Origin of the sequence: Streptomyces sp. NBC_01591 (assembly GCF_035918155.1) — a bacterium.
In the GTDB taxonomy this organism is placed as follows: Bacteria; Actinomycetota; Actinomycetes; order Streptomycetales; family Streptomycetaceae; genus Streptomyces.
Genome location: NZ_CP109327.1, coordinates 5,871,072 through 5,894,157, shown reverse-complemented (window position 1 = coordinate 5,894,157; position 23,086 = coordinate 5,871,072). Strand labels below are relative to the sequence as shown.

The 23,086-nt window shown below is 70.3% G+C and carries 20 protein-coding genes and 1 riboswitch; of the genes, 8 read left to right on the top strand and 12 right to left on the bottom strand.

The annotated features are described in order from the left end of the window. Nucleotides 1-21 precede the first annotated feature (21 nt). On the bottom strand, nucleotides 22-1,488 hold the full coding sequence (locus tag OG978_RS27355; RefSeq protein ID WP_326770180.1) for a histidine kinase N-terminal domain-containing protein: 1,467 nt from the start codon (nucleotides 1,486-1,488) through the stop codon (nucleotides 22-24). Nucleotides 1,489-1,851: 363 nt separating this feature from the next. After that, nucleotides 1,852-2,922 (bottom strand): SIS domain-containing protein, encoded by a 1,071-nt coding sequence (locus OG978_RS27350; protein ID WP_326767754.1) that lies wholly within the window; start codon nucleotides 2,920-2,922, stop codon nucleotides 1,852-1,854. A 195-nt stretch (nucleotides 2,923-3,117) separates the two neighbouring features. On the opposite strand from OG978_RS27350, the gene nagB reads away from it, so the two are divergent. After that, a complete protein-coding gene (nagB, locus tag OG978_RS27345; RefSeq protein ID WP_326767753.1) occupies nucleotides 3,118-3,903 on the top strand; it encodes a glucosamine-6-phosphate deaminase in 786 nt (261 codons plus the stop codon). Between the two features lie 119 nt (nucleotides 3,904-4,022). Here the strand turns inward: nagB and OG978_RS27340 are convergent, their stop codons facing one another. From OG978_RS27340 to OG978_RS27325, 4 genes are all read right to left on the bottom strand, one after another. Then, the gene (locus OG978_RS27340) at nucleotides 4,023-5,564 is read right to left on the bottom strand and encodes a glycoside hydrolase family 3 protein (protein WP_326767752.1); all 1,542 of its coding nucleotides are present in this window, start codon (nucleotides 5,562-5,564) and stop codon (nucleotides 4,023-4,025) included. Nucleotides 5,565-5,572: 8 nt separating this feature from the next. Beyond that, nucleotides 5,573-6,403 (bottom strand): carbohydrate ABC transporter permease, encoded by an 831-nt coding sequence (locus OG978_RS27335; protein ID WP_326767751.1) that lies wholly within the window; start codon nucleotides 6,401-6,403, stop codon nucleotides 5,573-5,575. Then, nucleotides 6,400-7,392: a carbohydrate ABC transporter permease gene (locus OG978_RS27330; RefSeq protein WP_326767750.1), complete on the bottom strand. Its 993-nt coding sequence runs from the start codon at nucleotides 7,390-7,392 to the stop codon at nucleotides 6,400-6,402. The genes OG978_RS27335 and OG978_RS27330 overlap by 4 nt, the downstream gene beginning before the upstream one ends. 99 nt (nucleotides 7,393-7,491) lie before the next feature. Beyond that, entirely contained in the window at nucleotides 7,492-8,775 is a 1,284-nt protein-coding gene (locus tag OG978_RS27325; RefSeq protein WP_326767749.1) for an extracellular solute-binding protein, read from the bottom strand. Nucleotides 8,776-9,054: 279 nt separating this feature from the next. On the opposite strand from OG978_RS27325, the gene OG978_RS27320 reads away from it, so the two are divergent. The 5 genes from OG978_RS27320 (at nucleotide 9,055) to OG978_RS27300 (ending at nucleotide 15,795) form a co-directional block, all read left to right on the top strand. Beyond that, the gene (locus tag OG978_RS27320; RefSeq protein WP_326767748.1) at nucleotides 9,055-9,819 is read left to right on the top strand and encodes a GntR family transcriptional regulator; all 765 of its coding nucleotides are present in this window, start codon (nucleotides 9,055-9,057) and stop codon (nucleotides 9,817-9,819) included. A gap of 225 nt (nucleotides 9,820-10,044) precedes the next feature. Next, nucleotides 10,045-10,299: a DUF3311 domain-containing protein gene (locus OG978_RS27315; protein WP_326767747.1), complete on the top strand. Its 255-nt coding sequence runs from the start codon at nucleotides 10,045-10,047 to the stop codon at nucleotides 10,297-10,299. After that, on the top strand, nucleotides 10,296-11,930 hold the full coding sequence (gene mctP, locus OG978_RS27310) for a monocarboxylate uptake permease MctP (protein ID WP_326767746.1): 1,635 nt from the start codon (nucleotides 10,296-10,298) through the stop codon (nucleotides 11,928-11,930). Before OG978_RS27315 ends, mctP begins: the two co-directional genes overlap by 4 nt. A 166-nt stretch (nucleotides 11,931-12,096) precedes the next feature. After that, nucleotides 12,097-12,224: riboswitch (cobalamin riboswitch) on the top strand. Between the two features lie 140 nt (nucleotides 12,225-12,364). Then, on the top strand, nucleotides 12,365-14,776 hold the full coding sequence (locus OG978_RS27305; RefSeq protein WP_326767745.1) for a ribonucleoside-diphosphate reductase subunit alpha: 2,412 nt from the start codon (nucleotides 12,365-12,367) through the stop codon (nucleotides 14,774-14,776). Continuing rightward, on the top strand, nucleotides 14,776-15,795 hold the full coding sequence (locus tag OG978_RS27300; RefSeq protein WP_326767744.1) for a ribonucleotide-diphosphate reductase subunit beta: 1,020 nt from the start codon (nucleotides 14,776-14,778) through the stop codon (nucleotides 15,793-15,795). The genes OG978_RS27305 and OG978_RS27300 overlap by 1 nt, the downstream gene beginning before the upstream one ends. Before the next feature lie 12 nt (nucleotides 15,796-15,807). On the opposite strand, the gene OG978_RS27295 is transcribed toward OG978_RS27300, so the two are convergent. Further along, entirely contained in the window at nucleotides 15,808-16,020 is a 213-nt protein-coding gene (locus OG978_RS27295; protein WP_326767743.1) for a hypothetical protein, read from the bottom strand. Nucleotides 16,021-16,101: 81 nt separating this feature from the next. On the opposite strand from OG978_RS27295, the gene OG978_RS27290 reads away from it, so the two are divergent. After that, nucleotides 16,102-17,076, top strand: coding sequence for a GlxA family transcriptional regulator (locus tag OG978_RS27290; RefSeq protein ID WP_326767742.1), 975 nt, complete (start codon nucleotides 16,102-16,104; stop codon nucleotides 17,074-17,076). Nucleotides 17,077-17,198: 122 nt separating this feature from the next. Next, complete coding sequence (locus OG978_RS27285; RefSeq protein ID WP_326767741.1) at nucleotides 17,199-17,525, top strand: hypothetical protein; 327 nt, start codon at nucleotides 17,199-17,201, stop codon at nucleotides 17,523-17,525. 82 nt (nucleotides 17,526-17,607) lie between these two features. On the opposite strand, the gene OG978_RS27280 is transcribed toward OG978_RS27285, so the two are convergent. The 5 genes from OG978_RS27280 to OG978_RS27260 form a co-directional block, all read right to left on the bottom strand. Continuing rightward, a complete protein-coding gene (locus OG978_RS27280; RefSeq protein WP_326767740.1) occupies nucleotides 17,608-18,345 on the bottom strand; it encodes a D-Ala-D-Ala carboxypeptidase family metallohydrolase in 738 nt (245 codons plus the stop codon). 172 nt (nucleotides 18,346-18,517) lie between these two features. Further along, complete coding sequence (def, locus tag OG978_RS27275; protein ID WP_326767739.1) at nucleotides 18,518-19,156, bottom strand: peptide deformylase; 639 nt, start codon at nucleotides 19,154-19,156, stop codon at nucleotides 18,518-18,520. 106 nt (nucleotides 19,157-19,262) lie between these two features. Continuing rightward, on the bottom strand, nucleotides 19,263-20,255 hold the full coding sequence (locus tag OG978_RS27270) for a tetratricopeptide repeat protein (protein WP_072483827.1): 993 nt from the start codon (nucleotides 20,253-20,255) through the stop codon (nucleotides 19,263-19,265). 91 nt (nucleotides 20,256-20,346) lie between these two features. After that, nucleotides 20,347-21,606: an HD-GYP domain-containing protein gene (locus tag OG978_RS27265; RefSeq protein ID WP_326767738.1), complete on the bottom strand. Its 1,260-nt coding sequence runs from the start codon at nucleotides 21,604-21,606 to the stop codon at nucleotides 20,347-20,349. Next, complete coding sequence (locus tag OG978_RS27260; protein WP_326767737.1) at nucleotides 21,603-23,069, bottom strand: HD-GYP domain-containing protein; 1,467 nt, start codon at nucleotides 23,067-23,069, stop codon at nucleotides 21,603-21,605. The genes OG978_RS27265 and OG978_RS27260 overlap by 4 nt, the downstream gene beginning before the upstream one ends. Nucleotides 23,070-23,086 lie beyond the last annotated feature (17 nt).

The following is a 23,086-nucleotide window of genomic DNA, read 5'->3' as shown; positions in this document are numbered from 1 at the left end:
AGAGCAGGCGGGCCGGCGGGGCTACTTCTCGGACCGGACCGGGATGTCGAGCACGACCTGGGTGCCGCGCTCGGGGGCCGGGACCATGCCGAAGGTTCCGCCCAACTCGCCTTCCACCAGCGTCCTGACGATCTGCAGCCCCAGATTGCCGGCGCGCTGCGGGTCGAACCCCTCGGGCAGACCGCACCCGTCGTCCTGGACCGTGATCAGCAGCCGCGTCTCGACGGAGGAACCGCCGCGCACCGCGGACACCTCCACCGTGCCGGACTCGGCGAGCGTGAAGGCGTGTTCCAGGGCGTTCTGCAGGACCTCCGTGAGCACCATCGCAAGCGGCGTGGCCACTTCGGCGTCGAGGATGCCGAAGCGTCCCGTCCGACGGCAGGTGACCTTGCCCGGCGAGATCTCGGCGACCATCGCGATGACGCGGTCGGCGATCTCGTCGAACTCCACCCGCTCGTCCAGATTCTGGGACAGCGTCTCATGAACGATGGCGATCGAACCGACGCGCCGTACCGCCTCGTTGAGCGCCTCGCGGCCCCGTACCGAGTCCATCCGCCGGGCCTGGAGCCGCAACAGGGCCGCAACGGTCTGAAGGTTGTTCTTCACCCGGTGGTGGATCTCCCGGATGGTGGCGTCCTTGGTGATCAACTCGCGTTCGCGGCGACGGAGTTCGGTGACGTCCCGGAGCAGGACCAGGGAGCCGATGCGGACGCCCTTGGGCTTGAGCGGGATCGCCCGGAGCTGGATCACCCCGCCCGCGCACTCGACTTCGAACTCCCGGGGCGCGTAGCCGCTGGCCAGTTTGACCAGGGCCTCGTCCACCGGACCCCGGGAGGGGGCGAGTTCGGCGGTGATCCCGCCCAGGTGCTGGCCGACCAGATCGGAGGCGAGGCCGAGCCGGTGATACGCGGAGAGGCCGTTGGGGCTGGCGTACTGGACGACTCCGTCGGCGTCGAGCCTGATCAGCCCGTCGCCGACGCGCGGCGATGCGTCCATGTCGACCTGCTGGCCGGGGAAGGGGAAGGACCCCGCGGCAATCATCTGGGCCAGGTCGGAGGCCGACTGGAGGTAGGTGAGCTCCAGCCTGGACGGGGTCCGGACGGTGAGGAGGTTGGTGTTGCGGGCGATGACCCCGAGGACCCGGCCCTCCCTGCGTACGGGGATCGACTCGACCCGTACCGGCACCTCCTCGCGCCACTCCGGGTCGCCCTCGCGCACGATCCGGCCCTCGTCCAGCGCCGCGTCCAGCAGCGGACGGCGGCCGCGCGGCACCAGGTGCCCGACCATGTCGTCCTGGTAGGAGGTGGGGCCGGTGTTGGGGCGCATCTGGGCCACGGACACATAGCGGGTGCCGTCGCGGGTAGGGACCCAGAGCACGAGGTCGGCGAAGGACAGGTCGGAGAGCAGCTGCCACTCCGAGACCAGCAGATGCAGCCACTCCAGGTCGGTGTCACTGAGGGCTGTGTGCTGGCGGACGAGGTCGTTCATGGAGGGCACGTGTGCGAGCGTACCCGCGGATGGACAATGGTTCCGAACCGAACGACCGGGCCGTGCGTGTAGGGATGGAGGCCGGAAAATTACGGCTCTCCTATGGATGGACACGGGCGAATGGTCTAGTCCACAATGCTATAGCCAGAACTTCCGCTCTCCCCGCACAGGAGGGCGGATCGAGGTACCCGCGCTCTCTGCCCTGACCGCGCCGGTACCTCTCCCCGGCCGGGGGCACCGCACACCGCCGGCCGAACAGACCGTCCGTGATGGCCGGTCTTACTCCGGGCTGCGGTGCCGGACGGGCCGAGGGTCCCGTCCCGGCGCCGTGGCCCGCGGGTGTTTCCGGGCCGTTCCCGGCGTTCAGCGGGTCTCGGTGACCTTGGCCAGGGCGCGGGGCGCGTCCGGATCCTGACCGCGGGCGATCGTCACCTCGTACGCCAGCATCTGCAGGGGCAGGATCTCCAGGACCGGCTGGAGCTCCTCGGCGACCCCGGCCGTCGGCAGCACGAAGCCCGCGGACGCCGCCGCGACCTGCGCCTCGGGGCCGACCACGAAGAGGTCCGCGCCGCGGCCGCGCAGCCGGTCCAGGACCGGCTGGAGCGCCGCGCCGCCCCGGCCGTCGGTGACCACGGCGATCACCGGGGAGATGTTGTCGACCATGGCGAGCGGGCCGTGCAGCAGGTCGGCGCCCGAGTACGAGAGAGCCGGGATGTAACTGGTCTCCATCAGCTTCAGGGCAGCTTCCTTGGCGGTGGGGTAGCCGTAACCGCGCGAGGTGATGACCATGCGCTCGGCGAAGCGGTAGCGCGACGCCAGGGCCTTGACCTCGTCCCTGCGGGCCAGGATCTCCTCGGCCCGCTCCGGCAGGACCGCGGCGGCCGAGCCGTCGCCGCCGGCCAGCCCCTCCACGAAGAGGTAGAGGGACAGCAGCGACGCGGTGTACGTCTTGGTGGCCGGAAGGGCCTTCTCCGGGCCGGCCAGGATGTCGATGTGGTGCTCGGAGACGGCGGCCAGCGGCGAGTCCCGGTTGTTGGTGACGGCCAGGGTGATCGCACCGGCCTCGCGCGCCGACCTGGTGGCCTCCACCAGGTCGGGCGAGCCGCCGGACTGGCTGACGGTGATGACGAGGACGTCCCTGAGGTCCGGCTTCGCGCCGTACGCGGTGGTGGTCGACATCGAGGCGAGACCGCAGGGCAGGCCGAGCCGGATCTCCAGCAGGTACTTGGCGTACAGCGCGGCGTTGTCCGAGGTGCCCCGGGCGGTGAGCAGGACGAAGCGCGGCTTCCTCGCCGCGATCGCGGCGGCCACCTCACGGATCCTGGGGGCGCCCTCGGCGAGGATGCGCCGGAGCATCGCGGGCTGCTCGGCCATCTCGCGGGACATGATCCGGCCCGGCTGCTCGCTCTCCTCGGCCGGAGAAGTGGCGGACATGTCGAGTGCCTCCCAGAGGGGTCCCGGTGCGTCGGCAACACCGTCCGGACCAGTCGACCACGGGGGGCCGGACAGCCGCCAGCGGGCTGCGGCGGGACGCGTACGTCCGCCGTGCCCGCGTTGCCGGGGTCTGCTAGATTGGAACCCGATTGGTCTATACCACCTGACTCCACTCTTCAGATCGGCAGGCCCCGCGTGGAAGTTGTCATCGTCCCGGACGCCAAGGCAGGCGGCGAACTCATCGCGGAGGCCATCGGCGCCCTGCTGAGCCGCAAGCCCGACGCCCTTCTCGGCGTTGCCACCGGCTCGACCCCGCTGCCCGTCTACCAGGCACTGGCGGCCAAGGTCCGCTCCGGTGCCGTCGACGCCTCGCGCGCCCGCATCTGCCAGCTCGACGAGTACGTGGGACTGCCGGCGGGTCACCCCGAGTCCTACCGCTCGGTGGTGCTGCGCGAGGTCGTCGAACCGCTCGGCCTGTCCGAGGCGTCCTTCATGGGCCCCGACGGCTCCGCCGAGGACGTCCAGGCGGCCTGCCAGGCGTACGACAAGGCGCTCGCCGAGGCCGGTGGCGTGGACCTGCAGCTCCTCGGCATCGGCACCGACGGGCACATCGGCTTCAACGAGCCGTGCTCCTCGCTCGCCTCCCGTACCCGGATCAAGACGCTCACCGAGCAGACCCGGGTCGACAACGCGCGCTTCTTCGACAACGACATCGCGCAGGTACCGCACCACGTGATCACCCAGGGCATCGGCACCATCCTGGATTCCCGCCACCCGATCCTGCTGGCCACCGGCGAGGGCAAGGCGGACGCCGTGGCGCAGACGGTGGAGGGGCCGGTCGCCTCGATCGTGCCCGCGTCGGCGCTGCAACTGCACCCGCACGCGACGGTGGTGGTGGACGAGGCCGCCGCGTCGAAGCTGAAGCTGGCGGACTACTTCCGCGCCACGTACGCGGCGAAGCCGCCGTGGCAGGGGCTGTAACGGTCCCGGACACGTCGAGAGGGCCGGGGGCACCCGCGGTGGGTGCCCCCGGCCCTCTCGTATGCCGTCGCGGGCCCGGTCGGGCGTGATGCCCCCCGGCCCCGCATCACGCCCGACGCTCAGGCCGTCGGGCCGTCCGTGCCCCTGACGATGAGCTCCGCCGCCGCGAGGCCGCAGACGCGGGCCGCGCCGTGGGTGGCGATGTGCAGGGCGCCCCTGGGGGCCGCCTGCGGGACGCCCATCTCGACCACGACCGTGTCGGGGCGCTGTGCCACCAGGGCGTCGAGCGCCTCGACCGTCCAGGCGTGGCGGTGGACGTCGCGGACGACGACGACGATGCGCCGCTCCCCCGCCGCCCGCAGCACCGCGGCGACGGGCGCCTCGGTCTCGCTGCTGTACGTGTCGGTCCGGGTGTCCGGCAGCAGCCGGGCCAGCTCCGCGGCGACGCCCCACGGGGTCTCGTCGCCGACGGCGATGTTCGCCGCGGAGGTGAACGCGGCGACGTACGCGGGCTCGGTCAGCGGAGCGGCGGAGCCGGTCGCCCGCACCGCCCGGCGGGCGGCGACCAGGCCGATGTCGGAGCCGATTCCGGTGCCGGGCGCGATCCCCTCCTGCGTTGCCCCGCCCGGCCCCGAACCGGCCCCCTTGGCCCCCTTCGTCCACGACGCGAGGGCACGTACCCGTGCGGCCGCGTCCGCGAGCCGCTCCTCGGCGAGTTCACCGCTGCGCACCGCCCGGACCAGCGCGTCGCGCAGCCGGAGCACCGTGCCGTCGTCCTCCAGGCCGCCACCGACGCAGAGCGCGTCGGCCCCCGCGGCGATCGCGAGGACGGAGCCGCGCTCGATGCCGTACGTCGCGGCGATGGCCTGCATCTCCACGGCGTCGGTGACGATCAGGCCGTCGTAGCCCAGCTCTTCGCGCAGCAGACCGGTGAGGATCCGGGGGCTCACCGTCGCGGGGCGGTCCGGGTCCAGCGCCGGGAGCAGGATGTGCGCGCTCATCACGCACTTGGAGCCCGCCGCGATGGCCGCCCGGAAGGGCACCAGCTCACGGGCGTGCAGGGTCTCCAGGTCGACCTCGATGCGCGGCATCGCGTGGTGCGAGTCGATCGCGGTGTCGCCGTGCCCCGGGAAGTGCTTGGTGCAGGCGGCGACCCCGGCGGCCTGGAGGCCCTCGACGTACGCGGCGGTGTGCCGGGCCACGAGCTGCGTGTCGGCGCCGAAGGACCGTACGCCGATGACCGGGTTGCCCGGGTTGGAGTTGACGTCCGCGGACGGCGCCCAGTTGAGGTTGACGCCGCACTCGGCGAGCCGGCGGCCGAGCTCCTGGGCGACCGCACGGGTCAGGGCGAGGTCGTCGACGTGGCCGAGGGCGAGGTTGCCGGGGAACGAGGAGCCGGTGCGCACCTCCAGGCGGGTGACGTCACCGCCCTCCTCGTCGATCGCGACGAGGATGTCGTCGCGCTCGGCCCTGAGCCGGGCGGTGAGCGCGGCCACCTGCTCGGGGGTCCGGATGTTGCGGCCGAACAGGGCGACGGAGGCGAGGCCTTCGTCGACCCGGCGCAGCACCCAGTCCGGGGCGGTGGTGCCGGTGAATCCGGGCTGCAGGACGGCGAGCGCGTCGCGGGTGACGGTGTCCGTGGCGGATATCAGGGTGGTCATGGGCGGCGTTATCCCTTCACGGCACCGTCGGTGAGGCCGCTGACGGCCTTGCGCTGCAGGAAGACGAACAGGATGAGGATCGGGATGGCGAAGATCGAGGCCGCCGCCATGGTGGCGCCCCAGTCGTCGCCGAACTGGCTCTGGAACTGGGAGAGCCAGAGCGGCAGCGTCTTGGCCTCGGGGTCCTTGTTGAGGATCAGGACCAGCGGGAATTCGTTCCAGGCGGTGATGAAGCCGAAGAGCGAGGTGGCCATCAGGCCCGGGGCGAGCAGCGGCAGGATCACCTTGACGAACGCCTGCGGGCGGGTGCAGCCGTCGACCATGGCGGACTCCTCCAGTTCCTTGGGCACCGCGGCAACGTAGCCGCGCAGCGTGAGGATCGTGAAGGGGAGCACCATCACCATGTAGAAGAGCGTCAGCGGGACCAGGCTGTTGAGCATGTCCGCGTCGCGGACCAGCATGTAGATCGCGATGACCATGACTTCCCACGGCGCCATCTGCGCGATCATGAAGACCAGGATCATGCCCTTGCGGCCCTTGAACCGCATCCGGGCCAGCGCGAACGAAGCGAAGAGCGCGATGATCAGCGAGAAGGCCACGGCGACCAGGGTGACGGTGAGCGAATTCCTGACCAGGGTCAGGAAGTTCGGTGCGTGGTACGCCGTCTTGAAGTGCTCGAACGTGACGTCGGTCGGGAACCAGACCGGCGCCTCGGTGATGATGTCGCCGGTCGGCTTGAACGCCGTACTGAACATCCAGTAGACGGGGAAGACCAGGGCGGCGAAGAGGACGATCGCCGTCGCGTTGGGCCAGATGCGGCCGAACAGTGAGCGCTTCACAGCTCGTCCTCCTCTTGCTTGAGAACGATGCGGAGGTAGTAGGAGGTCAGCCCCAGCATGATCAGAATGGTCAGCAGCGAGATCGCCGCGCCCATGCCGTAGTGCTGGTTGCCGACGCCCTCGACGAAGGCGTAGACCGGCAGGGTCTCGGTGAGGCGGTTGGGGCCGCCCTCACTGATGGTGAAGATCTGCGGGAAGGCCTTGAAGATCCAGATGACTTCGAGGAAGGTCGTGGCGTAGAGGAAGGGCCGCAGGAACGGGAACGTCACCGAGGTGAAGCTCTTCCATACGCCGGCGCCGTCGAGCGAAGCGGCTTCGTACAGCTCCTTGGCGATCGTCGTGGTCGCCGCGTAGAGGTTGATCGCCACGAACGGGATGGACTGCCAGACGATCAGCAGGGTGACCACGAAGAAGGTGGAGAACTGCGATCCGGTCCAGTTGTACTCGGCCATCGAGTGCCAGCCGAGCTGGTCCAGCACGTAGTTGACCACGCCGAAGCGCGAGGCGAACAGCCACTGGAACACGGTGGACGCGGCCACGACCGGCATCGCCCAGGCGAGCACCAGGCCGACCATCAGGGTGAACCGCATCCTCTTGCCGAGGCGGGCGAGCAGCAGTCCGATCAGGGTGCCGAGGACCATGGTCAGGACGACGTTGACGCCGGTGAAGACGATCGTTCGGAGCGTGACTCTCCAGAAGTCCTCACCGGTGAGGATCTCCTGGTAGTTCTTGAAGCCGTTCCACTCGGTGACATGCTGGATCAGCTGTCCCATATTGAGGTTCTGGAACGACAGCAGGACGTTCTTCACCAGGGGGTACCCGAGGAGGACCGCCGTCACCGCGAGTGCGGGAATCATCAACAGGTACGGCGCTGCGCCGATGCCCAGCTTCCGCTTGCTGCCCCCGTGCTGCCCGACGGGTGGTTTCCCGTCCTGCCCGCGGACTGCGGCCGTCTTGGCCACATCCGAGGGATCGGTCTGCACTGCCATGCTCGCCATCTCTTCCAACAAAGCCCTACACGGAACGGTGCGTACAGCCGGGGCGGCGGGTCGGGACCCGTCGCCCCGGCGCGGGACGCGCTACTGCGACTACTGCTGCTGGCTGAGGCGCTTGTTGAGCTCGTCCTCGACCTGCTTGGCGGCTTCGGCGGGCGACTTACCCTGCAGGACCAGCGTCATGTAGGTCTTGATCGGGTTCGGGGGGTTCTCGACCGGCGCCCACTCCGGGATCAGCGGCGTGGTGCCACCGGACTTGGCGAGGGCGGGACCGGCCGCCTCGGCGGCGGGCTGGCCGACGGTGTACTTCTGCATGGCGTCGCCCTTCGGGGACCAGCCGGCCTCCTTGATGAGCTCGCCGTCGTTCTGTTCGGAGAGCGCGACCTTCAGGAACTCCTTGGCCAGGTCCTGGTTCTTGCTGCCCGCGGCCACGGCGAGGTTCGAGCCGCCGAGGAAGACGCCCTCGGGCTTGTCGGCCGTCTCACCGGGGATGGTGAAGAAGCCGATGTCGTCCTTGATCTCCGGGTTGGCCTTGATGGCCGTGCCGGCCTCGTAGCCCATCGCGATGATGGCGCCGGTCTTGCCCTTGGCGAAGACCTCGGCCTGCTGCGGGGTGGCCTCGTCCTTGTCCTTGGGGGCCTTGGAGAAGGCCTGGTACTGCTTGTAGACGTCCATGGCCTCGGCGACCTTCGGGTCGGCCAGGTTGGAGACGTACTTGTCGCCTTCCTTCTTCACCGGCGAGACGCCCTTGCCGACGAGCAGGCCGTCGAAGAAGTACCAGTTCTGGCCGGGCAGGTAGATCGGCTCGGCGTCGCCCTTCTTCTCGATGGCCTCGAAGGCCTTGAAGAGGTCGGCGCGGGTCTTCGGCGTCTCGGTGATGCCGGCGTCCTTGAAGACCTTCTTGTTGTACATGACGACGCGGTTGCCCACGTACCACGGCAGGGCGTACTGCTTGCCGTCGTAGATGGAGGGCTGGTTGACGCTGTCGGCCCAGGCGGAGCCGATCTCCTTCTTCAGGTCACCGAGGTCGGCGAGACCGCCGGTCTTGGCGTACGCCGGGGTCTGGGTGTTGCCGATCTCCAGGACGTCCGGCGGGTTGGATTCGGAGAGAGCGGTGGTGACCTTCTGCTGGATGCCGTTCCAGTCCTGGACTTCGATCTTCAGCTTGGCCTTGGTCTTCTTCTCGAACTCCTCGGTGACCTTCTTGGTCCACCCGTCCGGGTTCGAGCCGGACATCGTCCACACCGTCAGGGTCTGGCCCTTGTACGCGTCCGGACCGGCCTTCTTGCCGCTGTCGCCGCCGTCGTCGGACCCACACGCCGCGAGGCCGATCATCATGCCCGCGACGCCGATCGCCGCGATGAGCTTGCGCTTCACGCCAAACCCTCCTCAGGGATACTGCAACCCCGCCCACCGCGAAGACATTCGACGAGTACTGCTGGGGCTGGACCTGGTCTTTAATGGTTTAGACCAGCACGGGGAGCTTGGCCTAGACCTTTAGGGGTGTCAAGGGTGTATAAGAAGTGCACTCGCGTCCGTTATAGGACCGACACCTAAGGGAGGGCGACCAGCCGTGACCGGACCGTGCCACCATGTGAGCCGCGACAGACGGAGGAGCCGGTGACGGCAGCAACGCAAGCGTCGGGAAGGCGGACCATGGGTGCCGACGGGGGCAGTACGGAGAACGAGACGGGCACGGCCACGCGGACGGCGCGCGTCCCGAAGTACTACCGACTGAAGCGACATCTGCTCGACATGACGGACACCATGCCGCCGGGCACCCCCGTGCCGCCGGAGCGGACCCTGGCCGCCGAGTTCGACACCTCACGCACCACCGTGCGCCAGGCACTCCAGGAGCTGGTCGTCGAGGGCCGGCTGGAGCGCATCCAGGGCAAGGGCACCTTCGTGGCCAAGCCGAAGGTCTCGCAGGCCCTGCAACTCACCTCGTACACCGAGGACATGCGCGCCCAGGGCCTCGAACCGACCTCCCAGCTGCTGGACATCGGCTACGTGACGGCCGACGACACGCTCGCGGGGCTGCTCGACATCACCACCGGCGGCCGGGTGCTGCGGATCGAGCGGCTGCGGCTGGCCAGTGGCGAGCCGATGGCGATCGAGACCACCCACCTTTCGGCCAAACGCTTCCCCGCGCTCCGCCGTTCACTGGTGAAGTACGCCTCCCTCTACACCGCGCTGGCGGAGGTGTACGACGTACGGCTGGCCGAGGCCGAGGAGACCATCGAGACCTCGCTGGCCACCCCGCGCGAAGCCGGCCTGCTCGGTACGGATGTGGGCCTGCCGATGCTGATGCTCTCCCGGCACTCGCTCGACGGACAGGGCGAACCGGTGGAATGGGTGCGCTCGGTCTACCGCGGCGACCGGTACAAGTTCGTGGCGCGCCTGAAGCGGCCCACGGACTGAGCACGCGATCGCAGAAGGCCCCCGTGGAACACACCACCCCGCGGGGGCCTTTCACATACCTTGGTACGGACCAACTGTCGTACGTCTGGCGCGATTACGAACGTACGTACCTGCTCAGCGGACCGTTGCCGGACCGCAATGCGGACAGGGGGTGACGGTGACCGGAAGCCTCCCCTAGATTTCCTGCGCATTACAAGGTGATCAGCGAGGGGACGGAGTCGCCGCATGCCAGCAGCCCCAGAAGAAAAGCCACCGACCGTCACACCGGTCCGGGTGGTCATCGCCCTCTGTCTCATCGCGCCGTTCGTGGCGATGCTCTGGGTGAGTTCGTACGCGAAGGTGGACCCCACCTTCATCGGCATTCCGTTCTTCTACTGGTACCAGATGCTCTGGGTGCTGATCTCCACCGCGCTCACGGTCATCGCGTACAAGCTGTGGCAGCGTGACCAGCGCGCCCGCAAGGGAGGTGAGTCGGCATGAAGGACGGCGTGAACGGCGTCGCGCTCGGCGTCTTCATCTTCTTCTTCGTGGCCGTCACGGTCATGGGCTTCCTGGCGGCGCGCTGGCGCAAGGCCGAGAACGAGGCCAGCCTCGACGAATGGGGCCTGGGCGGACGGTCGTTCGGCACCTGGGTCACCTGGTTCCTGCTCGGCGGCGACCTGTACACCGCGTACACCTTCGTCGCCGTTCCCGCGGCGATCTACGCGGCGGGCGCGGCGGGCTTCTTCGCCGTGCCGTACACGATCCTCGTGTACCCGCTGATCTTCACCTTCCTGCCGCGGCTGTGGTCGGTCTCGCACAAGCACGGGTACGTCACCACCTCGGACTTCGTCCGCGGGCGCTTCGGCTCCAAGAGCCTCTCGCTGGCGGTCGCCATCACGGGCATCCTCGCCACGATGCCGTACATCGCGCTCCAGCTCGTCGGCATCCAGGCGGTGCTGGACGTGATGGGCGTCGGCGGCGGCGAGAACACCCACTGGTTCATCAAGGACCTGCCGCTGCTGATCGCGTTCGCGGTACTCGCCGCGTACACCTACTCGTCCGGGCTGCGGGCGCCCGCGCTGATCGCGTTCGTCAAGGACGGACTGATCTACCTGGTCATCGCGGTGGCGATCATCTACATCCCGATCAAGCTCGGCGGCTTCGACGACATCTTCGCCAAGGCGGGCGAGGCGTTCTCGCAGACCAACCCGGCCACCGGCAAACCGCGCGGCGCGCTCGCGCCGGGCGAGGCGGGCCAATGGGGTTACGCCACCCTGGCGTTGGGCTCGGCGCTGGCGCTGTTCATGTATCCGCACTCGATCACGGCAACGCTCTCCAGCCGCAGCCGCAACGTGATCCGGCGCAACACCACGATCCTGCCGCTGTACTCGCTGATGCTGGGTCTGCTGGCGCTGCTCGGCTTCATGGCCATCGCCGCCGGGATCAAGGTGGACAACGGGCAGCTGGCCATCCCGCAGCTGTTCGAGAACATGTTCCCGGACTGGTTCGCGGGCGTCGCGTTCGCCGCCATCGGCATCGGCGCGCTGGTGCCCGCCGCGATCATGTCGATCGCCGCGGCGAACCTCTTCACCCGCAACATCTACAAGGACTTCCTGAAGCCGGACGCGACCCCGGAGCAGGAGACCAAGGTCTCCAAGCTGGTGTCGCTGCTGGTCAAGGTCGGCGCGCTCGCCTTCGTCCTGACGATGGACAAGACGGTCGCGATCAACTTCCAGCTGCTCGGCGGCATCTGGATCCTCCAGACGATGCCGGCCCTGGTCGGCGGCCTGTTCACCCGCTGGTTCCACCGCTGGGCGCTGCTCGCGGGCTGGGCGGTCGGCATGGTGTACGGGACGGTGGCCGCGTACGGGGTCGCCTCGCCGACGCAGAAGCACTTCGGCGGCTCCTCCAAGGAGATCCCCGGCATCGGCGAGATCGGCTACATCGGCCTCACCGCGTTCGTGCTGAACGTGGTGGTGACGGTGGTGCTCACCTTCGTCCTGAACGCCGTGAAGGCGCCCGCCGGGATCGACGAGACCTCCCCGGCCGACTACACGGCCGACGCGGGCGACCCGGGTGTGAAGACGGAGCTCCCGCCGGCCACGGCGGGGGCGCCTGGCGGTCACTGAGACCCGCTCACGGCCCGTCATACCCCTCTCCGAAGGGGCGCGGCGGGCCGTCGGCGTGATCGGGCCCACCGGCCCGGGAAAGGGCCGTACGGCTCATTCTGTGGGCCCGGCCCGACCGGTGCGACACAACATGTGGGGGCTGCCTCATCGGGCAGCCCCCACATGTATGCTCGTCCTCGCTGTCGCCGCAGGGGAATCCGGTGCGAATCCGGAACTGTCCCGCAACGGTGTATTCAGTGCGCTTTTGTGCACCCCCGAGTCAGTCCGATGACCTGCCGGCAGCGCATCCGGCTCGACCGAACCGGATGCCCAGACGTCCGGGCCTCGCGGTTGGGCCGGTGGACGCCGTGCGGAGTGCTGCCCTGCCCCGGGTGTGCTTCCGTAGGGCTGCCCCGTTCCCCGCCGGCCCCGAGCCGAGCGAGGGAGAGCACCACGTGACCATCGCGCCAGCCGATCCGGCTTCAGTCGCCGCGTCCGCAGCAGCCGAGTCCGAGGCGGCCGCACAGGACGGACCGGGCACCGCACTGCTGCGGACCCTGACCGACCTGACCGCCGATCTGCCCGACACCGACCCCGGCCGGGTCGCCGCTGCCGCGCTGCGTGGCCGCAGCGCCCGGGCGGACGAGGCCGAGCTGCGGTCGCTGGCCACCGAGGCCGCCGCGGGGCTGATCTCCGAGGACCCCGCCTACTCCCGGCTCGCCGCCCGGCTCCTGACCCTCACCATCGCGGACGAGGCGGCCGGCCAGGGCGCGGTCTCCTTCTCCGCCTCGGTCGCCGTCGGGCACCGCGAGGGTCTGATCGCGGACCGGACCGCCGAGTTCGTCGCCCGTCACGCGGCCGCCCTCGACGCGCTGGTGGAGCGCTCGCTCGCCGACGGCGCGGACGACCGCTTCGGTTACTTCGGGCTGCGGACCCTGCACAGCCGCTATCTGCTGCGCCACCCGCACACCCGCCAGGTCATCGAGACGCCCCAGCACTTCATGCTGCGGGTCGCGGCCGGGCTGGCCGAGGACGAGTCGCAGCGCGCCGTGGACGAAGTGGCGTCGCTGTACGGGCTGATGAGCCGGCTCGACTACCTCCCCTCCTCCCCCACGCTCTTCAACTCCGGTACCCGGCACCCGCAGATGTCCTCCTGCTATCTGCTGGACTCCCCGCTGGACGAGCTCGACTCGATCTACGACCGCTACCACCAGGTGGCCCGGCTCTCGAAGCACGCGGGCGGCATCGGTCTGTCGTACTCCCGCATCCGCTCCCGCGGTTCGCTGATCCGTGGCACCAACGGGCACTCCAACGGCATCGTGCCGTTCCTGAAGACGCTCGACGCCTCCGTCGCCGCGGTCAACCAGGGGGGCCGCCGCAAGGGCGCCGCCGCCGTCTACCTGGAGACCTGGCACGCGGACATCGAGGAGTTCCTGGAGCTGCGCGACAACACGGGTGAGGACCAGCGGCGTACGCACAACCTCAACCTGGCGCACTGGATCCCGGACGAGTTCATGCGCCGGGTCGACGCGGACGGCCACTGGTCGCTGTTCTCGCCCGCCGACGTACCCGGGCTCGTCGACCTGTGGGGCGACGAGTTCGACGCCGCGTACCGGGCCGCCGAGGCCCAGGGGCTGGCCCGCAAGTCGATCCCGGCCCGCGAACTGTACGGCCGGATGATGCGCACCCTCGCACAGACCGGCCAGGGCTGGATGACGTTCAAGGACGCCTCCAACCGGACCGCGAACCAGACCGCCGAGCCGGGCACCGTCGTCCACTCGTCGAACCTGTGCACCGAGATCCTCGAAGTCACCGACGACGGCGAGACGGCGGTCTGCAACCTGGGCTCGGTCAACCTCGGCGCGTTCGTCGTCGACGGCGACATCGACTGGGAGCGGCTGGACGCCACCGTCCGTACCGCCGTGACCTTCCTCGACCGGGTCGTCGACATCAACTTCTACCCGACCGAGCAGGCCGGCCGCTCCAACGCGAAGTGGCGCCCGGTGGGCCTGGGCGCCATGGGTCTCCAGGACGTCTTCTTCCAGCTGCGGCTGCCGTTCGACTCCCCCGAGGCCCGCGCGCTCTCCACGAAGATCTCCGAGCGGATCATGCTCGCCGCGTACGAGTCGTCCTGCGACCTCGCCGAGCGGTCCGGACCGCTGCCCGCCTGGTCGCAGACGCGTGCGGCGCGCGGTGTGCTGCACCCCGACCACTACGACACCGAGCTGAACTGGCCGGAGCGGTGGGACGCGCTGCGTGCCCGCGTCGCGAGGACCGGGATGCGCAACTCGCTGCTGCTCGCCATCGCGCCGACGGCGACGATCGCCTCGATCGCGGGGGTCTACGAGTGCATCGAGCCGCAGGTCTCCAACCTCTTCAAGCGCGAGACGCTCAGCGGTGAGTTCCTCCAGGTCAACGCGTACCTGGTGGACGAGCTGAAGCAGCTCGGGGTGTGGGACGCGCGCACCCGTGAGGCGCTGCGCGAGGCCAGCGGCTCGGTGCAGGGCTTCGCCTGGATCCCGGAGGAGGTGCGGGCGCTGTACCGCACGGCGTGGGAGATCCCGCAGCGCGGTCTGATCGACATGGCGGCGGCCCGTACGCCGTTCCTGGACCAGAGCCAGTCGCTGAACCTGTTCCTGGAGACGCCGACGATCGGCAAGCTCTCCTCGATGTACGCGTACGCCTGGAAGCAGGGGCTGAAGACGACGTACTACCTGCGCTCGCGCCCGGCGACCCGGATCGCCCGTGCCGCCTCCGGCCAGGCCGCGGCCACCGCCCCCATTCCCGTACAGCAGGCTTCGGCGCCCGACGCGGACGCGATCGCCTGCTCCCTCGAAAACCCCGAGTCCTGCGAGGCCTGCCAGTAATGAGCTCCACCAACTCCGACAAGAACCTGCTGGACCCGGGCTTCGAGCTGACCCTGCGGCCGATGCGCTACCCGGACTTCTACGAGCGCTATCGCGACGCGATCAAGAACACCTGGACGGTGGAGGAGGTCGACCTGCACTCCGACGTCGCCGACCTCGCCAAGCTGTCCCCCGGTGAGCAGCACATGATCGGCCGGCTGGTCGCGTTCTTCGCGACGGGTGACTCGATCGTCTCCAACAACCTCGTGCTGACGCTGTACAAGCACATCAACTCCCCCGAGGCGCGGCTGTATCTGTCGCGGCAGCTCTTCGAGGAGGCCGTGCACGTCCAGTTCTATCTGACGCTGCTGGACACGTACCTGCCCGACCCGGAGGACCGCGCGGCGGCGTTCGACGCGGTCGAGGAGATTCCCTCGATCCGCGAGAAGGCGCAGTTCTGCTTCAAGTGGATGGACTCGGTCGAGAAGATCGAGCGCCTGGAGACGAAGGCCGACCGCCGCCGTTTCCTGCTGAACCTGATCTGCTTCGCGGCGTGCATCGAGGGGCTGTTCTTCTACGGCGCGTTCGCGTACGTCTACTGGTTCCGCTCGCGGGGTCTGCTGCACGGTCTCGCCACGGGCACCAACTGGGTGTTCCGTGACGAGACGATGCACATGAACTTCGCGTTCGAGGTCGTGGACACCGTCCGCAAGGAGGAGCCGGATCTCTTCGACGACGAGCTCCAGCAGCAGGTCACCGACATGCTGAAGGAGGCCGTGGCCGCGGAGCTGCAGTTCGGCCGTGATCTGTGCGGTGACGGGCTGCCCGGCATGAACACCGAGTCGATGCGGCAGTACCTGGAGTGCGTCGCCGACCAGCGGCTCACCCGGCTGGGCTTCCCGGCGGTCTACGGCTCCGAGAACCCGTTCTCGTTCATGGAGCTCCAGGGCGTGCAGGAGCTGACGAACTTCTTCGAGCGCCGGCCGTCCGCGTACCAGGTGGCGGTGGAGGGCTCGGTCGCCTTCGACGACGACTTCTAGGACCGAGGGGCGCTAGATCCTGGCCCAGCTTCTGAGGCAGGGGCGCCGCGCAGCCGTGACGGGCTGCGCGGCGCTCGCCGTTTCCGGGGGTCCGTCGCTCCGGGCCCGTTCCGCGGCGCGGAGCTCGCGGTCGATGCGGCGCTCGCGGGCGAGTCCGACGAGGGCGGGCAGCAGGACGAGAGCGATAAGTGCGGCTATGCCCAGGACGTTCTGGAATGTGTTCATGGCTCTACTCTCGTCCGCGCGGACGGATTGCGGCAGTGGCAGGACTGTCATGGAACATCGAATTACTGCCACACTGGTTCCATGCTGAAAAATGTCGCCGCTCTGCTGCTCGACGAGGTCCACCCCTTCGAACTGGGCGTGCTGTGCGAGGTCTTCGGCCTCGACCGCAGCGACCAGGGCCTGCCGGTCCACGACTTCGCCGTGGTCTCCGCCGAGGGCCCGGTGCTGCGGACCCATGCCGGCTTCACCATCAGTACGCCGCACGGCCTCGACCGCCTGGACGAGGCCGACCTCATCGCCGTGCCGGCCGGCAGCCACTTCATGGACCGGGAGTACCCCGAGGAGGTCCTCGACGCGCTGCGCCGGGCCGTGGACCGGGGCGCCCGGGTGATGAGCGTCTGCTCCGGCGCGTACGTGCTCGGCGCGGCCGGACTGCTGGACGGGCGCCGCTGTACCACCCACTGGCGCCACGCCCCGGAGCTGGCCCGCCGCTTCCCGCGGGCCGTCGTCGAGCCCGATGTGCTGTACGTGGACGAGGGCCAGGTCATCACCTCGGCGGGCACGGCGGCCGGGATCGACGCCTGTCTGCACCTGGTCCGGCAGGCGTACGGCCCCGATGCCGCCAACGCGATCGCCCGCCGCATGGTGGTGCCGCCGCACCGGGACGGCGGCCAGGCCCAGTACATCGAGCGGCCGCTGCCCCGCACCCCCTGCGACACCGTCGGCGAGACGCTCGTCTGGATGGAGCGCCACCTCGACCAGGAGATGACCGTCGAGCAGCTCGCCGCCCAGGCGCACATGTCACCGCGGACCTTCGCCCGCCGCTTCCAGCAGGAGACGGGCACCACCCCGTACCGCTGGCTGTTGCGCCAGCGGGTGCTGCTGGCGCAACACCTGTTGGAGACATCCGATGAAACGGTGGACACGATCGCCGGGCGCACCGGCTTCGGGACCGCCGCCGCACTGCGCCACCAGTTCGTACGCTCCTTGGGCACCACGCCGAACGCGTACCGCCGCACCTTCCGCGGCCCTGGCGCAGTGATCGAAGTAGCCTGATCCACACCCTCATCCACATCCGCAACAGATCTGACGTCGGATCAATCGACCAACCGCTCGCCACACCTGTCCATGGACCGCGGCCCGACCGACCCGAGAGGGTCATCGGCATGGACATGCGGATGACAGGACGAAGGACCATCGGGGCCGTGGTGGCCTCGCTCACCGCCGCGCTGCTGCCCTGGCAGAGCGCCTGGGCCGAGGACACCGCCTCCGCCGCGCCCCCGCCCGAAGTGCTGCCCTCGCTGCGGCAGTGGCAGCCCGGGGAGGGCGAGTTCACGCTGGCCGACCGGGCGCGGATCGTGCTGGACGGGGTGCGCGACAGCCGTACGACCGCCGACGCGCGCCGTTTCGCCGGCGAGCCGGCCACCGGAAGGGCCTCGGTTTCATGGGGTCACGCGGCGGCCCGGGCCGGCGATGTCGTGCTGCGCCAGGACCCGGGCGGCTGACGGCGACGGCCGCCTGACGCGCCACGAGGAAGGGCCCCGTACGCCGGTTCCGGACAGAACCGGCGTACGGGGCCCCCGTGTGTCAGACGCCGCAGTTCGGCGCCGACCAGTAGTGGCTGGGGCCCTGGTTGACGTGGACGTGGTCACCGTGACCCGGGTAGCCCGGGCCGAGGATCCCGTTGAAGCCGTGGTAACGGGCCTGCTTGGCGAAGGTGCACAGGGAGTGCGGTCCGGCACCCAGGTCGGCCGCGTCGCCGTACATGTGGCGGCTGTTGGACGCGCCGCCGACCGCGCTGTTGCAGGGCTGGGAACGGAACCCGCTGGTGATCCGGATGGACTGGTCACCGAGTGCGTGCCGCAGCGCCTCCAGCTTCCACATGGTGCTCAGGGCGTTGGCCTTGGCCGTGCCGGCCGCGACGGCACCACCCGCCCAGGTCGAGTTGCACTGGTTGAGCTCGGCGTACGTGAAGTGGGCCGGGGTGCAGTCGTTGTCCTGGAGCTCGTAGATCTTGGCCTGGGTGGCCGGGCCCGCGATTCCGTCGGCGGCGAGGCCATAGGCGGCCTGGAAGCGCTTGACGGCGGCGGTGGTGGCCGGTCCGTAGGAGCCGTCGATGGCGAGTACGGAGTTGTAGCCGGGGTAGCCGGCCACCCGGATCTGGAGCTGGACGACGTCGTTGCCGGTGGCGCCGGGGGCCATCGTGCGGGTCCAGGTGTAGCAGCCGTCGGCCTGGGCGGTGCCGGCGGTCACCACGGCACCGCCCAAGGCGAAGGCCATGGTCATGACAAGCCCGAGCAGGAGTCGTGCGGTGCGTCTGAGCATGAGGGGGGCTCCCTACCGTGACGGAGGTATGGGGAGAGAGCCTGTCGGACGAGTCGACGCGCGTCAACTGCCCGCGGATTAATGGCAGTTGACGGCCATTCGGGAGTGAAAACCGATGGGCCCGGTCCTCCCCGCGGGAGGACCGGGCCCATCGGCGACAGCGGCGGCGTGCTCAGTCGTTCGGCACGATCTCGTAGCGCGGCGTGTTCTCCGCCATCTGCCGCAGAGCGTCCTTGCGGTCCCGCTTCGAGAGCCGGTCGATGTACAGGTAGCCGTACAGGTGGTCCGTCTCGTGCTGGAGGCAGCGGGCGAAGTAGCCGTTGCCCCGGATCTTGACCGGGTTGCCCTTGGCGTCCTGTCCGCGGACCACCGCGTAGTCCGGGCGGGCCAGCGAGGCGTACGCCGTCGGGACGGAGAGGCAGCCCTCGTTGGAGTCGTCCAGGACCCGGTCCTCGGGCGCCAGCTCGTCGAGCACCGGGTTGCAGACCGCGCCCACGTGCCGCACGCCCTCGTCGTCCGGGCAGTCGTAGACGAAGACCTTGAGGTCGACACCGATCTGGTTGGCGGCCAGGCCGACGCCCTCCGCCGTCCGCTGGCTCGCGAACATGTCGTCGATCAGCCGGCCCAGCTCGTCGCCGAACTCGGTGACGTCCTTGCACTCCTTGTGGAGCACCGGGTTGCCCACGACCGTGATCGGACGGGAGGTGCCGCGCTCGCGGTATGCCGCCTCGCGCGCCTCACAGTCCTCGGTGTCCACGACGAAACCCTCGTCGTCGACGCTGATCTGCTCGTCCGTCTCCTGCTGCGCCATGTCCGCCGTACGCCTTCCTGAAAACCTGAAACCCGGTCATCCGACAGTTCCGGGGCCCGGGCGCCCGTGCACCGCGACCGGTGCCCGTACAGCCTACGGGCACCGGTCAGCAGACTTCTTCGAGATCCCGCCACTCGCGGCTGTCCGGGCTGTCCGCCACCCAGCCGTCCAGCAGCCCGCGCACCAGCCCGGCCGGTGCCGCTATCCCGCACTCCCGCTCGGGCACCCACAGCTCACCGGCGGTGCGGTGGCCCAGCGGGCCCGGATGCCCCGGCTCGCTGTGGTCGTGCGGGTCGAGGTGCTCGCCGTCGCCCTCGTCGCTCTCCATCCGGCTCTCCGAGCAGGCCCGGCAGAGCAGCCGTACGGAGGACGACCAGTCCTCGGCGGCGAACCCGGCGTCGGACGCCAGCTGCTCCAGCGCGTCCCGGTCCGCCTCGGTGGCCGCTTCGAGCAGCACCACCCAGGTGGGCACGGGGGACGGCGCCCACAGCTCGATCTCGTCGAAGACGGGGTACGAGGGGCCGGCCGCGGTGACCCGCTCGCCGTGCGGCACCCCGTCGTGCAGGACGACCTCGCCCCAGCGGCGGCCGGACGACGGCAGCGGAATGGAGAGCACCTCCATCCGGGCCGGATCGAGCCTGCGGCCCCAGACGACCTCGGCCTCGCCCTCCGGCGACAGCCGTACCGCGGCGCTGCCCAGCTCCATACCGACCGGCTCGCTGTTGGCCGCCGAGGTGTGCTGGCCGGCGCCCGGCACCTTCAGGCCGTACGCCTGCCAGGCCCGGCGGGCCAGCGGCCAGTCCTGCAGCGCGGTGGCGGCGATCCCGACGTTCCACCAGTCGGGAGCGCCGGATTCCTTGTCGAGCAGCGCGACGGCCCGCAGGCCGGCGGCTCTCGCCTGTTCCCAGTCATGCCGGAACTTGTGCAGCAGCGCCAGGTTGAACCATGACTCGGAGAGCCAGGGTTCCAGGTCCGCCGCACGTGTCAGCAGTGCACCCGCGTCCTCGTACCGGCCGTCGCCGATCAGCGTGAACGCGCGGTCCGTGGCCTGCCGCCAAGAGGCGGAGGGCCGATGCCGTACCTTCCCGAAGATCCTCACGATTCCCGCCTGTCCCGACTGGACACCCTCGTTTTCCGCTCTTCTTCGCATCCAACCATGCCGGGCCGGACGCCCGCTCATTACCCATGGGTTACCCGGGCAGGACCGGGGTCAGACCGCCCCGGGCGAGAACCCTGGCCAGTGATTCCACGACTTCGGGCTGATAGTCGTGAGCGGTCCCGAGCCTGAGTTGTTCCAGCGCGCCCAGCGGCCCGATGAGACTTTCCCCGCACAGGTCGTCGTATGCGTTGACGGCCCTGACGATCCTGGCGGACAACGGCTGCTCGCGGTAGGGGTCGGCCTGCCGTTCCACGACGACGGCGACCTCGGTGTCCACCCCGGTCTGCCGGACCACGGCCCCGCCGAGCAGCGCGATGCGGCGCTGCTCGGCGGCGGGCAGGGTGGCCGTCGCCCCGTCCGGGACCGGGTCGACGAGCGAGAGCTGGCCGATGTCGTGCATCAGGGCGGCGTGCTCCAGCACGGTCAGCCGGCTCCCGGAGAGCCCCAGCTCACGTCCGACGGCCCGGCAGAGCACCGCGACCCTGCGGGCATGCCCGTGCGGGGTGTATCCGGCGATCTCGGTGGACCTGGCGAGCGAGGCGATGGTCTGCCGGTAGGTGGTGCGCACGGCGACGAACCGGCGGAAGGAGACGTGGGTCAGCAGCAGCGGTACGCACAGCACCGGCAGCGCCCACAGCCCGGCGACGGCCACCCCGAGGGCCATCACGACCCCGGTCGCGCAGACCGCCGACCCGATGCCGCTGAGCCCGCGCAGCTCGTCCCTCAGGAGCGGCGGGTAGGGGTGGCGGGTGTGCGAGCGCAGCAGCAGCGCCGCGAGCACGGCGTCGCACAGGGCGGTCAGGACGAGGATCAGGAGCAGGACGAGCACGCAGTACGGGCCTTCGCCGGACCAGTTCGCGCTGCGGCCGCTGTTGTAGAGCGGCTGGAAGCACACGGCCGCGAAGGTGACGGTCAGGATGCGGCGGGCCACCCGGTCCGGTGCGGGTCCCGTGCCGCGCGCCACATGGGGCACACAGGCGACGAGCTGTGCCGCGACGAGTACGGCGATCACCTGGAAAACACCGTGCTCGGTCGGTTCGCCGCCGCTGCGGCCGAGGAGGGCGTACGCGAGTGCTCCGGCGGCTCCGAGCGGTGCGGGCTCGCGTTCGCCGGGCAGCGCGCCCCAGCGGGCCAGTTCGCCGACGGTGATGAGCACTCCGAAGGCGAGGGCGTGGCCGGGGTCGTGGATGCCGTGCCAGAGGGTGTGGCCGAGCCCGGCGACGGCGAGCAGGGCCGCGGCGGCGCGGACGGTGAGGACGGCGGGGGGCAGCTGTGTCCTGGCCCGGGTCATCCGCGGCGGTCCGCGGGCGAGTGCGGACCGGACGCGGCGCCGAGCCCGTCCGCCGGGGGCTGCGGCGGCGGTACGTGGTCGAGCCCGCCGGACGGCCGAGGGCGGCCCGGGGCGGCCTTCGCGCTCTCGCCCCGGGGCCCCGGGACCCCCGGCTCGTCCGCCGTCACGGCCCTCGTCACCGCCGACCAGCCGTGCCGATCGAGACCGCGCACCAGCGCCCGGACCATCTGCGGGTCGAACTGCGTGCCCGCGCACCGCTTCAGCTCCTCCAGCGCGGCCGGCACCGGCCTCCCCCGCCGGTAGGACCGGGTCGAGGTCATCGCGTCGAAGGCGTCCGCCACCGCGACGACCCGTGCGAACTCCGGGATCTCGCGCCCGCTGAGCCCGTACGGATAGCCGCTGCCGTCGAGCCGTTCGTGGTGGTGCAGGATCGCGGCCCGTGCCTCGCCGAGGAAGCCGATGCCGCGGACGATCTCGTGCCCGTACTCCGGATGCAGTTCGATCACCTGGCGTTCCTCCGGCGTGAGCGGCCCGTCCTTGCGGAGCACCCGGGTGGGGACCCCGAGCTTGCCGACGTCGTGCAGGATGCCGGCGAACCGGACGACCTCCAGGCGGTCCTGGTCCATGCCCAGTTCGCGGGCGATGAGGACCGAGGCCCGCCCGACCCGTTCGCTGTGGCCGCGGGTGTACGTGTCCTTGATGTCGACGGCCTGCACCAGCGCCCTGATGGTGGCGCGGTGGGCGGCGTGCTCGCGGTGGTACTGGGCGAAGACCCAGCAGGAGATGTACATCGGCAGCAGGACGATGAGCGCGGAGAGCGGCCCGTACGGGCCGCGCCACAGGACCGCCATCATCAGCCCGGCGAGTCCGTGCACCAGGTGCGGCCCCAGCGAGCGGGGCAGCAGCCCGCTCCAGGCCCGCCGCAGGGGCAGCCGTTCGGCCACGGCCAGGATGGAGCCGTCCAGTGCGGTCAGGACGAGGCTGAAGGCCAGGGCGGCGGCGCAGGCGGGCAGGATCGCGTAGGGCAGGTCGGGGAGCCGGTCGGGACCGGTACCGGTGCCGCCGAGCGTGGCGGTGCCGCCGAGCATCGCGTGGACGGCCGAGGCCGCCCAGACCGTGACGGCGAGCTGCGCGGCCCGCCAGACGCGCCGTGCGGTGGCGGGCGGTTGTTCCACCCGGCCGACGAGCGATCCGGGCACGGCGACGAGTGCGGCCGCGGCGGGCGGCAGCAGGAAGGCGGCGGCCAGCAGCAGCGGAAAGAACGATCCGGCACGGATCCGCACGGAGCTGCCGAAGAAGGGGCAGCGCCCGGGGAGTTCACAGGCCAGATAGAGCCCGGTGAGCAGTGCGACGGTGCCCCACGGGGTCCCCACGCCGCTCCGCAGCGCGGGAAGCACACAGAACAGAGCACCCACCACGACCGCCGCGATGTACGCGCGCGCCGCCCCGCGTGTGGCTCTCACCCGCTCGGCCCGCCCCC

What these genes read in the sequence shown, in the direction of transcription:
- OG978_RS27355 (WP_326770180.1), bottom strand. Translation starts at nt 1,488, where the DNA reads ATGAACGACCTCGTCCGCCAGCACACAGCCCTCAGTGACACCGACCTG.
- OG978_RS27350 (WP_326767754.1), bottom strand. Translation starts at nt 2,922, where the DNA reads ATGTCCGCCACTTCTCCGGCCGAGGAGAGCGAGCAGCCGGGCCGGATC.
- OG978_RS27340 (WP_326767752.1), bottom strand. Translation starts at nt 5,564, where the DNA reads ATGACCACCCTGATATCCGCCACGGACACCGTCACCCGCGACGCGCTC.
- OG978_RS27330 (WP_326767750.1), bottom strand. Translation starts at nt 7,392, where the DNA reads ATGGCAGTGCAGACCGATCCCTCGGATGTGGCCAAGACGGCCGCAGTC.
- OG978_RS27320 (WP_326767748.1), top strand. Translation starts at nt 9,055, where the DNA reads ATGGGTGCCGACGGGGGCAGTACGGAGAACGAGACGGGCACGGCCACG.
- OG978_RS27315 (WP_326767747.1), top strand. Translation starts at nt 10,045, where the DNA reads ATGCCAGCAGCCCCAGAAGAAAAGCCACCGACCGTCACACCGGTCCGG.
- mctP (WP_326767746.1), top strand. Translation starts at nt 10,296, where the DNA reads ATGAAGGACGGCGTGAACGGCGTCGCGCTCGGCGTCTTCATCTTCTTC.
- OG978_RS27300 (WP_326767744.1), top strand. Translation starts at nt 14,776, where the DNA reads ATGAGCTCCACCAACTCCGACAAGAACCTGCTGGACCCGGGCTTCGAG.
- OG978_RS27295 (WP_326767743.1), bottom strand. Translation starts at nt 16,020, where the DNA reads ATGAACACATTCCAGAACGTCCTGGGCATAGCCGCACTTATCGCTCTC.
- OG978_RS27290 (WP_326767742.1), top strand. Translation starts at nt 16,102, where the DNA reads ATGCTGAAAAATGTCGCCGCTCTGCTGCTCGACGAGGTCCACCCCTTC.
- OG978_RS27285 (WP_326767741.1), top strand. Translation starts at nt 17,199, where the DNA reads ATGACAGGACGAAGGACCATCGGGGCCGTGGTGGCCTCGCTCACCGCC.
- OG978_RS27280 (WP_326767740.1), bottom strand. Translation starts at nt 18,345, where the DNA reads ATGCTCAGACGCACCGCACGACTCCTGCTCGGGCTTGTCATGACCATG.
- def (WP_326767739.1), bottom strand. Translation starts at nt 19,156, where the DNA reads ATGGCGCAGCAGGAGACGGACGAGCAGATCAGCGTCGACGACGAGGGT.
- OG978_RS27265 (WP_326767738.1), bottom strand. Translation starts at nt 21,606, where the DNA reads ATGACCCGGGCCAGGACACAGCTGCCCCCCGCCGTCCTCACCGTCCGC.